Origin of the sequence: Undibacterium sp. WLHG33, from assembly GCF_049544815.1 — a bacterium.
In the GTDB taxonomy this organism is placed as follows: Bacteria; Pseudomonadota; Gammaproteobacteria; order Burkholderiales; family Burkholderiaceae_D; genus Undibacterium.
Map to the genome: position 1 here is coordinate 3,662,063 of NZ_CP186697.1, position 14,917 is coordinate 3,676,979.

At 57.2% G+C, this 14,917-nt stretch carries 15 protein-coding genes; 9 read left to right on the forward strand and 6 right to left on the reverse strand.

Going from position 1 to position 14,917, the window contains the following annotated elements; translation table 11 throughout:
• Positions 1-101: 101 nt before the first annotated feature.
• The 6 genes from ACOTSW_RS16575 to ACOTSW_RS16600 form a co-directional block, all read right to left on the reverse strand.
• On the reverse strand, positions 102-3,269 hold the full coding sequence (locus tag ACOTSW_RS16575) for a CusA/CzcA family heavy metal efflux RND transporter (RefSeq protein ID WP_423680172.1): 3,168 nt from the start codon (positions 3,267-3,269) through the stop codon (positions 102-104).
• A gap of 14 nt (positions 3,270-3,283) precedes the next feature.
• Positions 3,284-4,486 carry an efflux RND transporter periplasmic adaptor subunit gene (locus tag ACOTSW_RS16580; protein ID WP_423680173.1) on the reverse strand — a complete coding sequence of 401 codons (1,203 nt, stop codon included), beginning with the start codon at positions 4,484-4,486 and terminating at the stop codon, positions 3,284-3,286.
• Positions 4,483-5,802 carry a TolC family protein gene (locus ACOTSW_RS16585; RefSeq protein ID WP_423680174.1) on the reverse strand — a complete coding sequence of 440 codons (1,320 nt, stop codon included), beginning with the start codon at positions 5,800-5,802 and terminating at the stop codon, positions 4,483-4,485. Before ACOTSW_RS16585 ends, ACOTSW_RS16580 begins: the two co-directional genes overlap by 4 nt.
• Positions 5,803-5,913: 111 nt before the next feature.
• Positions 5,914-6,273, reverse strand: a complete 360-nt coding sequence (locus ACOTSW_RS16590) for a hypothetical protein (protein ID WP_423680175.1) — start codon at positions 6,271-6,273, stop codon at positions 5,914-5,916.
• A gap of 171 nt (positions 6,274-6,444) precedes the next feature.
• The gene (locus ACOTSW_RS16595) at positions 6,445-8,469 is read right to left on the reverse strand and encodes a heavy metal translocating P-type ATPase (protein WP_423680176.1); all 2,025 of its coding nucleotides are present in this window, start codon (positions 8,467-8,469) and stop codon (positions 6,445-6,447) included.
• A gap of 78 nt (positions 8,470-8,547) precedes the next feature.
• Positions 8,548-8,904, reverse strand: a complete 357-nt coding sequence (locus ACOTSW_RS16600) for a cobalt-zinc-cadmium resistance protein (RefSeq protein WP_423680177.1) — start codon at positions 8,902-8,904, stop codon at positions 8,548-8,550.
• A gap of 566 nt (positions 8,905-9,470) precedes the next feature.
• Between ACOTSW_RS16600 and ACOTSW_RS16605 the strand changes: the two genes are divergently transcribed.
• From ACOTSW_RS16605 to ACOTSW_RS16645, 9 genes are all read left to right on the forward strand, one after another.
• Positions 9,471-9,716, forward strand: a complete 246-nt coding sequence (locus tag ACOTSW_RS16605) for a hypothetical protein (protein WP_423680178.1) — start codon at positions 9,471-9,473, stop codon at positions 9,714-9,716.
• A 28-nt stretch (positions 9,717-9,744) separates the two neighbouring features.
• The gene (locus ACOTSW_RS16610) at positions 9,745-10,251 is read left to right on the forward strand and encodes an RNA polymerase sigma factor (RefSeq protein ID WP_075791081.1); all 507 of its coding nucleotides are present in this window, start codon (positions 9,745-9,747) and stop codon (positions 10,249-10,251) included.
• Entirely contained in the window at positions 10,248-11,045 is a 798-nt protein-coding gene (locus tag ACOTSW_RS16615) for an anti-sigma factor family protein (protein ID WP_075791080.1), read from the forward strand. Before ACOTSW_RS16610 ends, ACOTSW_RS16615 begins: the two co-directional genes overlap by 4 nt.
• Before the next feature lie 157 nt (positions 11,046-11,202).
• Positions 11,203-11,538 carry a PepSY domain-containing protein gene (locus tag ACOTSW_RS16620; protein WP_374486946.1) on the forward strand — a complete coding sequence of 112 codons (336 nt, stop codon included), beginning with the start codon at positions 11,203-11,205 and terminating at the stop codon, positions 11,536-11,538.
• Positions 11,539-11,594: 56 nt separating this feature from the next.
• Positions 11,595-12,191, forward strand: a complete 597-nt coding sequence (locus ACOTSW_RS16625) for an undecaprenyl-diphosphatase (protein ID WP_423680180.1) — start codon at positions 11,595-11,597, stop codon at positions 12,189-12,191.
• Positions 12,192-12,260: 69 nt separating this feature from the next.
• Positions 12,261-13,043, forward strand: a complete 783-nt coding sequence (locus ACOTSW_RS16630) for a hypothetical protein (protein ID WP_423680181.1) — start codon at positions 12,261-12,263, stop codon at positions 13,041-13,043.
• Positions 13,044-13,071: 28 nt separating this feature from the next.
• Positions 13,072-13,524 carry a hypothetical protein gene (locus tag ACOTSW_RS16635; protein ID WP_423680182.1) on the forward strand — a complete coding sequence of 151 codons (453 nt, stop codon included), beginning with the start codon at positions 13,072-13,074 and terminating at the stop codon, positions 13,522-13,524.
• A gap of 16 nt (positions 13,525-13,540) precedes the next feature.
• Positions 13,541-14,299 (forward strand): hypothetical protein, encoded by a 759-nt coding sequence (locus tag ACOTSW_RS16640; protein ID WP_423680183.1) that lies wholly within the window; start codon positions 13,541-13,543, stop codon positions 14,297-14,299.
• 39 nt (positions 14,300-14,338) lie between these two features.
• Positions 14,339-14,890, forward strand: coding sequence for a cytochrome b (locus tag ACOTSW_RS16645; RefSeq protein WP_423680185.1), 552 nt, complete (start codon positions 14,339-14,341; stop codon positions 14,888-14,890).
• The last annotated feature ends 27 nt before the right edge of the window (positions 14,891-14,917 follow it).

Sequence of the window (14,917 nt, forward strand, 5' to 3'; positions counted from 1 at the left end):
ATGCCAGTTTTAGGCGTAAAGAACCCCACCGACTCGCTTTTCAGTGAGTCGGAAGAGGCGGCCGGCAATGCCGGCCGCAATCTACGAGGGGTTAGTTCGAGTTAGTGAGCAGGTTGTGCGTCATCAGGGACAACCTCCTTTTCCTCAGGATCGTTGCGATGCATCAAGCGGTACAACAGAGGCAGTACCAGCAAGGTCAGCGCCGTCGACGACAGGATGCCGCCGATGACGACAGTAGCCAGCGGACGCTGTACTTCGGCGCCCGTACCGGTAGCCAACGCCATCGGCACGAAGCCCAGCGAAGCGACCAGCGCAGTCATCAGTACGGGGCGCAGACGGGTCAAGGCTCCCGTGATCACCGCGGCGTCCACACTCATTCCTTCTTCACGCAAGGATCGGATATAGGAAATCATCACCAAGCCATTGAGGACGGCGACCCCCGACAGTGCAATGAAGCCCACCGCCGCAGAGATCGACATTGGAATGCCACGCATCGACAGCGCGATGATGCCGCCGGTCAGCGCAAACGGAATGCCGGTAAAGACCAGCAGACCATCCTTGACGTTGTTGAACATGACGAACAACAGCGTGAATACCAGGAACAGTGCAAGTGGAACGACAATCTTCAGGCGATTGGTTGCGGACTGAAGCTGTTCGAACGTACCACCCCAGGTCGTCCAATATCCAGATGGGATCTTGACGTTTTTGGCGATCGCTTGCTCCGCCTCGGGCACAAAGCTGCCGATATCACGGCCGGTGACGTTAGCGCTGATCACAATGCGGCGCTTACCGTTCTCGCGGCTGATCTGGTTTGGACCTGGAGCAAAGTCGAGCGAGGCCACTTCGCTCAGTGGAATGAACGAGGTTGTGGCGCCAGCTTGTGCCGGCAGCGATATAGGCAGGCGACGCAAAGCATCCAGGTCACTACGCAGCGTTTCTGGCAGTCGGACCAGGATATCGAAGCGGCGGTCACCTTCGAACATGATGCCGGCTTCCCGACCACCGGTGGCGATCGCGAGCGCTTCTTGTACGTCGCCGATATTCAGGCCATAACGCGCAGTCTTCTCACGATCGATTTTCACGGTCAGCATCGGTAATCCACCGGTTTGTTCCACCTTTACTTCAGTGGCACCTGGTATACGCTGCAGCACGTCGGCGATCTTCTTACCAGTCTCAGCCAAAACGTCCATATCGTCGCCATAGACTTTGACCGCAACGTCACTACGCACGCCAGAGATCAGCTCATTGAAACGCAGTTGAATAGGCTGCGAGAATTCATAGGCATTACCGACGTATTTCTCGGCTTCTTCCTTGATTTCGGCGACCAATTCATCTCGGGTTTTCTTCGGTTTAGGCCATTCCGAGTCTGGCTTGAACATGATGTATCCGTCCGAGATATTCGGTGGCATCGGGTCCGATGCAATTTCTGCGGTACCGGTACGTGCAAAGACACGATCGATTTCCGGAAATTTGGCTTTCAGGCCAGCTTCCAGCGTCTTCTGCATCTCCAGTGACTGACTCAAACTAGTGCCGGGGATGCGCAGTGCCTGAATAGAGATATCGCCTTCATTCAGGTTTGGAACAAATTCACTACCCAAACGGGTCGCTAGCAAACCGCACAGAATGATCAATACCACGGAGCCGGTAATTACGGTGGTGGCGTTGTTCATGACCTTGGTAAGCAAAGGCTCGTAACCGTTCTTCGCCATCACCATCAGGCGGTTTTCCTTCTCAGCCACACGCTTGCCAATGAACAGCGCTACGGCAGCCGGAATGAAGGTCATGGACAGAATCATGGCGCCCAGCAGTGCGGCAACCACGGCGAAGGCCATCGGATGAAACATCTTGCCTTCGACACCAGCAAGTGCAAAGATTGGCAGGTATACGACCATGATGATCAGCTGGCCGAACAGAAGCGGACGGCGAGCTTCCTTGGCTGCGGCAAACACTTCTTGGAATCGTTCACGCAGGGTGAGCTCACGCTTGAAATGCTCTTGTGCATGCGACAGGCGGCGAATGCAGTTTTCAACTATCACAACAGCGCCGTCGATGATGATGCCGAAGTCTAGCGCCCCCAGACTCATCAGGTTGGCACTTACTTTGTACGTGACCATCCCGGTAAAGGTGAAGAGCATTGCTAGCGGGATCACCATCGCAGTTATGATTGCTGCACGAATGTTACCTAGGAACAGAAACAAAATCACGATGACCAGAATTGCGCCTTCGAGCAAATTTTTCTTAACTGTTGCGATAGCTTTGTCGACCAACACCGTACGATCATAAACGGGTACGGCCTTGACTCCTGTTGGTAGGGAGCGGTTCACGGTTTCCATGCGTTTTGCAACAGCCTGGGAGACCACCCGGCTATTTTCACCGATGAGCATGAAGACGGTACCCAGCACAACCTCACGACCATTCTCTGTGGCAGCACCGGTACGCAGCTCGCGACCAATGGCAACCTCTGCGACATCACGCACACGAATTGGGACGCCTTGTACATTGTTCAGAATCGTGTTGCGAATATCATCCAGTGTGCGTACTTGTCCAGGCGCGCGGATCAGGAATTGCTCACCCTTGCGCTCAATGTAGCCGGCGCCAACGTTATTGTTGTTGCGGTCAATGGCGCCTACAACATCCTTGAGAGTTAAACCATAGGAACTCAGTTTCACAGGGTCAGGAGTGATGTGATACTCCTTGGCGTAGCCACCGATCGAGTTGATTTCAGTGACACCTTCCACCTGGCGCAGTTGCGGCTTGATGATCCAGTCCTGGATCTCTCGCAGGTCAGTCGGAGTGTACGGCGTGCCATCAGGCTTTTTTGCATTCGGCTCGCTCTCAACCGTCCACAGGTAAATTTCACCCAAGCCGGTAGAAATCGGTCCCATCATCGGTACGACACCCTGAGGCAAATTCTCCTTGGCCTCCTGGATACGCTGATTGACTAGCTGGCGCGCAAAGTAGATGTCGGTGCCATCCTTGAAGATGACGGTCACCTGCGACAAACCATAGCGCGACAGCGAGCGGGTCTGCTCCAGATTAGGAAGGCCCGCCATCACCGTCTCGATCGGGAAGGTCACGCGTTGTTCAACTTCCAGTGGCGAATAGCCACTGGCACTGGTGTTGATCTGCACCTGCACATTGGTAATGTCAGGCACAGCGTCAATCGGCAGCTTCTGATAGCTGTAGACGCCGATGGCGGCCATTGCAAGCACGGCCAGCATGACAAGCCATCGGTGTCCGATGGAAGATTGAATTATTCGTTCAAACATGGTCGGTTCCTTAGTTAGTCTTCGTGTCCGGCACTGCCTTTGCCCTGCTCAGCTTTGACCACGAAGCTATTGCTCGCGGCATACTGGCTTCCGGCCGGCAGGCCCTCTACGATCTCAACGAGCTTGCCGTCGCTGTTACCAGTTTTGACGGGCTGGACTTTGAAACCTTTTTCGACTTTCACGAAGACCACGGATTTACCGTCGATGGTCTGCACTGCATCCGCAACGACGGCGACAGGAACTTTCTTCTCACCACGCGTCATGGCTGCATTGACGAACAGACCTGGGCGCCAAGCCATATTCGGATTAGCGATGACAACGCGCGCTTTGGCGGTGCGGGTTTGCTCGCCTAGCAGATTGCCGACGTAGCTGACTTTTCCAGTGGCAGATGTATCATTAGCCGCAGAAGTGATCGTGACGGTTTCACCTACGCGGACCAATTCCAGATCCTTTGGCGTCACCACAACTTCCACCCACACGCTAGACAGATTCGAGAGCAGGAAGACGTTGGCGTCTTCTTTAACGGCTTCTCCTTGTGCGATGTGCTTTTCCAGAATGACGCCATCGAACGGTGCACGCAGCACATAGCGGTTAAGCGCGCCTTCGGCTTCGCCTGCCCCCAATGCTGCCAGCTTGGAGCGGGCGGTCTGGGCTTCGATCTCAGCTTCGCGCAGCGCAGTCTGCGCCTGGAGATAGTCCTGCTCTGCAGAGATCTTGTCTTCCCACAGTTTCTTCTCGCGCTGGTACGTGGTCTGTGCCAGGCCCAGTCGTTTTTGTGCTGCGAGCGACGCGCTACGCAGGTCTGCCAAGGCAGGGCTGGAAATCACTGCCAGAACCTGGCCTTTCTTGACGCTTTGGCCCAGGTCAGCGGCAACCGACTCAGCCACGCCAGGTGTACGCGGTACGATGTGCGCGGTGAGATCTTCGTTGAAGCGTACCTCACCCGGCAACTGAATGACGTTACCCATCGTGGCCGCTTCAGCTTTCGCGATCGTCACGCCGGCAGTCTGAATCTGCTTTGCGTTCATCAGGACCACGCCTTCTTCGCCGGCATGATCGCCGCCTTCCTTCTTCGCAGTTTCTTCTGCGTGCGGTGCTTCAGCGGCGCCACCGCCACTGTCCTTTTTCCATAACAGGATGGTTGCACCCAGTACGGCGCCAATCAGCACAATGATCAGTGCAGTTTTTTGAGATTTTTTATCAGTATTGAACATCATTTTGCATTCCTGTCAGTCGTGTAGTTGCCAACGATGGGTTCTACTGAGATATAGCGTTCCAGATCGGCAAGAGAGCGATAGCGGGCGGAGAGCGCGCTCAGATATTGAGCACGGCTTTGGAATAAGGTGCGTTGGGCATCGAGCACATCAATAAATCCAAACTTGCCCAGTTCAAAGCCAGTAACGGCCGCGTTGAATGCACTTTGTGCGGCAGGCAGGATCTCGCTGCGCATGCTCTCAATCTGTTCCTGTGCGATGGACGCCCGTTGGTGTGCGTCGGCTAAGGCTTGAGTCGCATTCAGATACGCAATCTCGGCATCGGTCTTTGCCTTATCAACTCGGCGCAGTGCGGACAGGAGGTTGCCCTGGTTGCGGTTAAAGAACGGCAGCGGTATGGCTACGCCTACAACCGTCTGAGAAACGTTAGTCTGGAAGTCCTTCTTTTTTCCCAGCGTGAGAGTCAGGTCAGGAACACGATCTGCCTTCGCCAGATTCACGCCGGCCTCTTCGCGAGCGATCTGCATGCGTGCGCGTTGCATCTGTGGCGATGCATCCAGGCGAGACTGTAGTTCAGGCAATGCAGGAATGACGGCCAGGTTGATGTCTGGCGTCACCAGGGAGCGTGCTTCAGGCTGCGTGCTGCCCCAGAATGCAGCCAGGCGGCGCCGCGCCAATGCAGCGTCGGCGACTGCTTGCGACAACTCCAGACGCGCACTGGCTTCAGCCACGCTCGATCGGGTTTGCTCCAGAGGCGAGATTTTGCCGGCTGCTACGCGGCGGCCAGCGGCATTCGTAGCCTTTCCTGCCAGGCTGAGAGACTCCTTAGCCAGCGCTACGTGCTCTTGCGCCGTAAGGGCCTCTAAATAGGCCGCAGTGACGTTTGCGCGCAGCTCTGCTGCCGCGACGTCCACATCTCCGCGCGCCAGCGCCTGATCTTGTTCAGCCAGTTTGATTCGAGCACCGCGTTTGCCGCCCATCTCAATGGGCTGGCTTAACTGGTAGGTATCAGTACGATTGCTGCGGGAGGAAGTACCTTCGCGCAGCAGCGCCAGTTCAGGATTGGGGCGTACGCCGGCTTGGACGCGCGCGCCTTCGGCGATCGCAACGCTCTGTGCGGCCGAACGCAGTTCTGGGCTGGTCGACAGGGTCATTGCGATGGCCTGTTCCAGCGTCAGCGGTGCGGAATTTGTATTTGCTGCAGGTGCCACTTCACCAATCGTGAAGGCAGCGCTCTGTTGCCCAGCAGCCTGGGTACTAAAGGGGATGAGCTGTGCCAATAGGACAGCCGCTCCCAAAACCAAATGTCGGGATTGCATGGATAACTCCGAAAATTAAAGACGAAGAAATCCGGCGGCGTGCAGCAACCTCCGCCTATTTTCAGGCATAAGTCACACTTCTAGAGAGACGAACGAATACAACCGCCGGAGTTAAGCGGCGGCTGCCCACTGAGGGCGTTCTGGAGGAGCGGTGTAAAACGAGGAGAGGATGATTTCGGTGGACACTGGAGCAGCTTCAGCGACCTGAGGATGCGAGATGCCGTCAAAGCTATCAAGCGACAAGGTGCCGTGTGCACACGAGGCGCAATGAGAATGCGCCGACGACTTCTTTGCGTCCGTCGGCTTTTCTTTCAGAATCGAAGCGACGTTGTCCGAAGGATTGGTATCGGGATGATGGCCCCAGTGATTTGCAGCTTTACCCGTCTCATGCGTGCAATAGACTGCCACCACGCTCCAGCTAAACTGCAGCGCGAGTAGAGTAATCAGCATGATGAGAGTTCGACGGACCATGCGGCGAGTATATCACGATGAATGCATTTGCATTTCTGTTGCGCTCGAATTTTTTTCTTAATCCAACAGTCTCTGTTTGCAAGTGATCTCTCAGACAGCTTGTATCTAAAGGCAATCTTGCAGTCACGTGATGATGCCACTCCTGTTTTTGAGGTGTCATCATCACCGCTTTTACGCGCTAGCTTTGTCCTTAAATGCGAGCAGCCTCAGCGCGTTGACTACCACAATGATCGTTGAACCTTCATGGAAGAGTACGGCAGTGCCGATGTTCAAGCCGAAGATCGTCGCCGGAATTAGCACTGCGACCACACCCAGGCTCACCCAAAGGTTTTGCTTGATGATTCCGCTCGTCTGGCGTGAAAGGCCAACGACGAACGGTAGCTGCGATAGATCATCGCCCATCAGCGCTACGTCGGCCGCTTCCAACGCGACGTCCGAACCTGCGGCTCCCATCGCGATGCCTACGGTCGAATTAGCCATCGCAGGCGCGTCATTGACGCCGTCGCCGACCATCGCGACCTTGCCGTGTGCTTCGCGCAGGCGCTTAATCTCTTCGACCTTCTGGTCCGGCATCAAATCGCCGCGCGCTTCAGTAAGTCCCACTGTGCGCGCAACCGAGTCTGCAACTTTCTGGTTGTCGCCAGAAATCATAATGAGCCGTTCGATGCCCAGTGCGCGCAGTTTAGTCATCACCTCGCCAGCCACCTCGCGTGGTGTATCCATGACGCCAATCACGCCAAGGTAACGGGAGCCTTTAAACACGATCATGGTAGTGCGACCGTCGCCGACCAGTTTCTCATTGGCGCTGGCAAGCGCTTCCGGCACCGCGCCGACGGAGAGTTCCGTGAACAGAATCGGCTTGGCTACATAGACCTTTTCACCACCGACATCTGCCTCGATACCGCGGCCAGTGATGCTCTTCACGTCATTGGCAGAAATCTGCTGCAGCTTGTCACCTAAGCGTTCGCGCGCGCCTGCCACCAATGCCGAAGCAAGCGGATGGTCGCTGTGAGATTCAACTGCAAGCACGACACTGAGTAGCTCTGCTTCATCTGCACCAGGCGCCGTCACAACGTCCGTCATTTTCGGTTTGCCCTCAGTGAGCGTGCCTGTTTTGTCAAAGGCGATAGAGGTGAGAGTCCCGAGGTTCTCTAGCGGCCCGCCTCCCTTGACCAGCACCCCGCTGCGGCCGGCGCGCGCAACGCCAGAGAGCACGGCGCTTGGCACGGAGATCGCCAGCGCACACGGACTGGCAGCAACGAGCACGGCCATCGCACGGTAGAAGCTATCCGCAAAAGGTTCGTCGATTACGGCGAAGGCGAACATCAGCAACACGACTAACCCCAACACCGCCGGCACAAATTTCTTCTCGAATTTATCAGTGAACTGCTGAGTTGGAGAACGCTGCGCCTCGGCTTCGGAAACCATCTGCACGACGCGAGCCATTGTCGACTGGGTGGCCAGGCGTGCAACCATGACCTCAATACTGCCGGCGCCGTTGATGGTGCCCGCAAATACGCGGTTGTTTGCAGGCGCCTTATCAAACGCAGCGATCGCTGCTCTTGCATCTGCCACGGGCTCTTTGTCGACGGGCACACTCTCGCCAGTCACCGGCGCCTGATTAACGCTGGTTGTGCCCTTGGTTACGACGCCATCGGCCGGCAACCTCTCATTCGGCTTGACCAACACAACGTCGCCAGGCTGGAGGGATTCAACAGAAACCTCCTCAGTTTTGTCGCCGCGGCGAACAATCGCAGTCTCAGGTGCGAGCTCGGCCAGCGCTTCAATAGCGCGTCGTGCGCGCCCCATAGCGAAATGCTCCAGCGAATGGCCCAGGCTGAACAGGAACAGCAGCAATGCGCCTTCCCCCCATTTCCCCAAGGCAGCGGCGCCGGCTGCAGCGACAAGCATTAACGTATCGATCTCGAAGCGCTTCGCGCGTAAGTTATCGACCGCCTCTTTGAGCGTGAAGTAACCACCGAAAATGTAGGCGGTGCAGTATAAGGCCGTGCTGAGCCAGTCCGGGCCAACCTCGGACCTCTCGCACAGCCAACCTGCTAAAACTAAAGCGCCGGCGAGCAGCGCAAATATCAGTTCCGTTTTTTCACCCAGCAGGCCGCCTTCGTGATCGTGCCCATCGTGGTTACCATCTGATTCATTTTTCGCGTCGTGTTGATGCTTTTCTGACGTTGTCATGCTTACTCCCGTACATTGCGTTGAACTCTCGGTCGACAACGCCTTTCGGCGTGGCCGTCGATGTGCGAAATTCTGAGATCAAACGAAATGCGAACGGTCTGGCTTGTGTGGGCCATCCGGGACATGGGAGGTGTAGGAGTCAGGGGGGAATGGCGGTGGCTTTGATGCTGACAGCGACAGTGCAGGAGCAAGACTGGGTTCCATGAACAAGGCAAGTACTGTCGTGTGGCAAGAGCCACAGTCGGGGTGTATCTTACTTGGCTTCTCGGTATGTTTTGGGTCAGGCGGATCGAGCTTACTCTGATGATGATGCACGTGATGACCAAAGTGCGTAGCGACGGGGCCACTCTCATGCTGGCAATACTCACCGGCCATTGCCCAGGATATCTGGAACGGCACCAGCACCAGCAGCATGATCAGTAGCACTTTTTTCATGTCGAGAAGCTTAGCATACTCTTTCCTTGGCATCAGGAGGCTTGCAAGAGAACGGGGCTTTGCCTAACCCTCCAGTTTGCTGCCAAGTGAATGTTCGCACTATGGAGCTCGCGAGTGACTTATTCCTTCCGCCACGGCGCCGACTGTTGCAAGAGAATTACATGTAATTGTTGAAAAGGTCATGTTCTGGTAAGGTGCCTATCTTCAAGATTAGTGGAGTGAAGGCATGTCACTCGTTTGGCAGAGCGAAGAAAAAAAGACGCCAGGCACGCACGTAATGATTGTAGGAGTCGGCAGCTATCCGTACTTCCCTGGGCACACCGTTGAGGGTTGTGTCGCAATAAGCGGATCTGGTAAAGTTTGGTATGGACGATTTTCGCAAAAGCCTCATCAAAAGTACCCTCTGCAAGGTTCTTAAACGACTGCATTATCCGTTGGAAACGGATAATGCAGTCGTTTAAGAACCTTGCAGAGGGTACTTTTGATGAGGCTTTTGCGAAAATCGTCCATACCAAACTTTACCAGATCCGCTTATTGCGACACAACCCGGCGGGCCGCTTGACGGCATGTACGCCGGTTCCGATGCCATTCGCGCCACCTGGGAAAAGTTCGGCAAGGCTGTCGGGCCGGCGCGCGTGACTGTGCTTGCTCTGGAGGAATCGGCGAACCCAAAGGGTGCGACGATCGTCGCCAAGGTGCAGTTCGAAGGCAAGGCACAGGTCAATGTGCGCTATGTGCTGACCTACCGCGATGGCAAGCTGGTCAACGAAACCTGGCAGATCGATCCGAAACTGACCGCAGCAGCTTATTGATTAATCGACCGATACTCCAGTGACATCCATGCCCAATTCGCGCGACCAGCTGCTGGCCTGCATTCCCCGTCTGCGCCGCTATGCGCGGGCATTGGTCGGCGATCGGGCCGGCGCCGACGACCTGGTGCAGGACACGGTCGAGCGCGGATGGGGGAGACTGGCGTCATGGGAGGGTGGTAGCGATATGCGCGCATGGTTGTTCAGCATCATGCACAACCTGCGTATCGACCAGGCGCGGCGGCCTTCAGTGCCGACGGAAGCGCTCAACGAGGAGACATCGATGGCACTAGCACCTGGCAGTCCTTCAAGCGGACTCGAACTGCGCGACATGGAAACGGCCTTGCGTGCGCTGCCAGAGGAACAGCGTGAAATCCTGCTGCTGGTGGCCTTGGAAGAAATGAGTTACGACGACGTCGCGCAAACGCTCAAGATTCCCATCGGTACGGTCATGTCGCGCCTGTCGCGCGCGCGTGAAAAAATGCGCGCGAATATGGAAGGGAGAGCGTACATCGCACCCTTGAAGGTGGTCAAATGAATACCCTACCCATCACGGAAGCCGACTTGCACGCCTTCGTCGACGGCAAGCTGCCTGCCGCGCGCCGACTCGAGGTCGACGCCTATCTGGCGCAGCGCCCGGAAGAGGCGGAGCGACTGCGCGCCTATACAGCGCAAAACGATGAACTGCGCGCGCTTTTCAATCCCGTGCTCGACGAAGCGGTGCCGGAGCGCTTAAGCGCAGCGCGACCGCGCCAGTGGCAATGGCAGCGGCTGGTAGCCGGTCTTGCCATCGCCCTGTTCAGCGGCACGACAGGGTGGCTGCTGCATGGCCAGCAGGCAGGCGAGATTCAGTACGCCCAAGGTGATTCCATGCAGGCCAGGCCGGCGCTGTACGTTGCCGGCTTGGCCCATCAGGCCGCAATCGCCCACGTTGTCTATAGCCCGGATGTCAAGCGGCCGGTGGAAATCGGGGCTGACCAGGAAGAGCAGCTAGTGGCATGGCTGTCCAAACGCCTCGGCACGGCAATTCGGCCACCCCGGCTGGGCAAACTCGGCTACGAGCTGATCGGTGGTCGCCTGCTCCCTGGCGCCCAAGGCGCGGTGGCGCAGTTCATGTACCACGACGCGACCGGGCAGCGCCTCACCTTGTACGTGTCGACCGACCAGGCGCACAACAAGGACACAGGTTTTCGCTTCGCCCAGGAGGGACCGGTGAATGTGTTTTATTGGATCGACGGCAAATTCGGCTATGCGCTGTCGGCTGGAATTAACAAGGCCGAACTGGCGCGCGTTGCCACCGCCGTGTACGACCAACTGGAGAAACCGTCATGACCTTAATGGGGTCGCCTCAGAAAACGGAAAATAAAGCACGCTAAGCCATTGCCAGCAATCTCCGACGATAACGGCGACGGCTCAGCTCAGTAGCAGCTAAGTCTGCCTGCGTAACTTCTCCACCGTGCAAATCCCTGCACTCTTCTGGAGAAGCATCATGTACCGCTACACCAAACTTTCCCTGCTGGCCATCGCCATTGCTACGACTGGCGCTGTCGCCTACGCCGCCAAGGGTGGCATGGAAAACGACGCCTTGGCGATCACCAAGGCCAAGATTCCGCTTAACCAGGCCGTCACCGTTGCCGAGCAGCACGCCAATGGCAAGGCATCGCGCGCCGAGTACGAAAACTCGAAGCAAGGCTGGGTCTATGACGTGGAAGTTGTCAGCGGGGCCAAGGTCTTCGATGTCCGGGTCGATGCCGACAAGGGCACCGTCATCTCGTCTGCCGAGGACAAGGCGGATCACGATGACGACCACGACAAGCAAGACTGACCGCCTGCCAGTGTGGCCGGATTGCGCATGACGCCGTGATCCGGCCCGGAGACTTCATGGAACACCTCAACCAAACATTTTTCCTGTGGCTCAACGCACCTGAACACCCGAACGCTCTGGTGGTGACGCTGGCCACCTTCTTTGCGGAATGGCTCATCTGGGCCGTCCCGATTCTGATCGGCATCGGCTGGCTGCGCGGCAATGTGAACACCCGCAAAGCGCTGCTGGTCGCTACCGCATCCGGCCTGCTTGGGCTGCTGACCAACCAGATCATCGGCCTGGCTTGGTCGCATCCCCGGCCTTTCATGATCGGGCTGGGTCATACGCTCATTCCCCATGTTGCCGACTCGTCATTTCCCAGCGATCACCTGACGCTGTGGTGGTCGGTTGCCTTCAGCCTTCTGCTACAGCGAGGACCGCGAAGTGTGGGCGTCACTTTGGCACTGCTTGGCCTCCCCATCGCCTGGTCGCGCATCTACCTGGGGGTTCACTTCCCGCTCGACATGCTTGGTGCCATTGCGGTCGCAGCGTTCAGTGCCGTGCTGACGTTGCACGAAGCACGCTGGTATCTGGGGCCAATCTACCGACTGGCGACCCGTATCCATTTCTTGTTGTTCGGCAAGCTGATCGCGCAGGGATGGGTGCGCGAGTGAGCCTATGGATGGGCTAAGTCTGCCTGGTCAGACTAGCGGCAATCCCTTTCACATCGGCAGGAAAACACCATGAACAATTTGCCCACGGTCAGAGCAAGCGACTGGCTCAACAAAGTCCCGGAAGTCACGCTGTCGTTCTGGATCATCAAGATCATGTCCACGACGGTGGGCGAGACAGGGGCCGACTTCCTGGCGGTCAACGCGGGCTTTGGCCAGGGCTTGACGCGCACCGTCATGGGTGCGCTGCTGGCAATCGCCCTGTTCATGCAGCTGCGTACCCGTCGCTACACCCCTTGGATTTACTGGCTCACGGTTGTGTTGGTCAGCGTGGTCGGTACCCAGATCACCGACCTGTTGACCGACGGCCTGGGCGTCAGCTTGTACATCAGCACTTCGGCGTTCGCCGTCACGCTCGCCGCGATCTTCTTTGTCTGGTATCGAGTCGAACGTACCCTGTCCATCCACGACATCGTGACGCGCCGCCGGGAGCTGTTCTATTGGTCAGCCATCCTCTGCACATTTGCGCTGGGCACCGCTGCTGGTGATCTGGCGACCGAGGCGCTGGGCTTGGGCTTTACCTGGGGGGCTGTCGCCTTTGGCGCGCTGATCGGCATCACCTATGCCGCCTGGCGCATGGGTGGCAACGCCGTGCTGACCTTCTGGATCGGCTACATCCTGACCCGACCCTTCGGCGCTGCGCTCGGCGACCTGCTGACTCAGGCCAAGACCTATGGCGGCCTCGGAATGGGGGCCATGTGGACCAGCGCCCTGTTCCTCTCAGTCATCGTCATGCTGGTGGCCGTTGCCCAGTTCAGCATGAACGCGGGCCGCTCCGCCCAGGTCACCGAGTAACCCCCTTCCCAATTTCCAAGGAGAAATCATGCCCAATACGCACTCTATCGCTCGCCTTGTCGCCGCCGTGTCGGCGGTGGCGCTCGTGGCCCTGACCACCGGCTGCTCCAAGCCTGCCGACCAAGGCCGCGCGAGCACCGCCTCTGCACCGTCTGCCAATGCCAGCACGGTATCGCCAAGCAAAGCCGCTTCCAAGCTGGGCGACTTGACCGCATTTCGCAGCATCGCCACTGACGTGGCCACCATTGTAGACAAGGGTGATCTGCCCGCCGCCAAGACCCGTATCAAGGATTTGGAGGTGGCCTGGGATTCGGCCGAGGCCGGACTGAAACCGCGCGCTGCCGACGACTGGCATGTTCTCGACAAAGCCATCGACAAGGCGTTGTCTGCGTTGCGTGCCGATACGCCAAGCCAAGCTGACTGCAAGGCTGCGATGGGTGCTCTGCTAAAAACCTTCGACTCGCTCGAAGGCAAAGCCTGACCCGTGAGCGTGCCCCATGAAAACATCCACTGAACACGCGCTGGCCAAGGTGCCAGAAGTCACGCTGGGCTTCTGGCTTATCAAGATTGCCGCCACGACGCTCGGCGAAACCGGCGGCGATGCCGTCTCCATGTCCATGAATCTGGGCTATCTGGTCGGCACGGTCATATTCGCGGCGATTTTCCTGGCTGCCGTCGTCGCGCAGGTCAAGGCCAAAGGCTTTCATCCCTTCCTGTACTGGACGACCATCATCGCCACGACCACGGTCGGCACGACGTTGGCCGATTTTGCGGATCGATCGCTGGGAATCGGGTATGCTGGAGGTTCGAGCTTGCTGCTGGCCTTGCTGCTAGGCTCGCTCTTCGTCTGGCATCGCACCCTCGGCTCCGTGTCGGTGAGCACAGTCAGCTCGCCCAAGGCAGAAGCCTTCTACTGGCTGACGATCATGTTCTCCCAGACGCTGGGCACCGCGTTGGGTGACTGGACGGCTGATACGGCGGGCCTGGGCTACACAGGTGCGGCCGTCGTGTTCAGTGGGTTGCTTGCCCTGGTTGTGGCAGCCTACTACTGGACGGGCGTGTCCCGCACACTGCTGTTTTGGGCGGCGTTCATCCTGACCCGCCCGCTGGGAGCCGTGGTCGGCGACTTTCTGGACAAGCCGCTGAGCGCTGGCGGCTTGGCGCTGAGCCGCTATTCGGCCTCGGCCGCACTGCTGGCCTTCATGGTCATCGCAGTCCTGCTGTTCAAGCAGCGGGCGGCTAAGACCGCACATTGAAAATACGGTCATCCCAGCCAATATGGAGGAAACAATGCCATGAGAAATAGTCCTGATCAATATGACAAATTAAGCAAAGCATTTCATTGGATTACGGCCGGAATTGTTGTCACAGCATTCGTGTTAGGGCCTGGCGACTTCGGGCGAATAGTTGATGGTGGAGTCGATCCAGCTACACGAAATGACATCGTGTGGCATGAATCTTTGGGTGTCGCCGTATTTGTGCTCACATTATTGCGCTTGATTTGGGCTGCGGTACGTCCGGGTGCTCCGCGACATCAGATGTCGGCATGGATGTTTGGCCTTTCCCGATTGGTGCATTTTGTGCTGTGGGCTTTACTTCTTTTGCTGCCTATTTCTGCGCTACTGGCTCTGGGAAGCGAATCTCATCCTTTGACGTTACTAGGCGGAATGCGAATTAACGTGTTCCCCTTTGTTGGGAATTCCTATTTTTCCAACCTTGCAGATTGGGGCGAGATTCACAAACTGCTTGGTGATGTCATCATATGGTTGGCAGGCATTCATGCACTAGCTGCCATATATCACCACATCAGACTAAAAGATAAGGTTCTTGTCTCGATGTTGCCGTAATGCGGCCACAATAATTTCAAGAGGAGG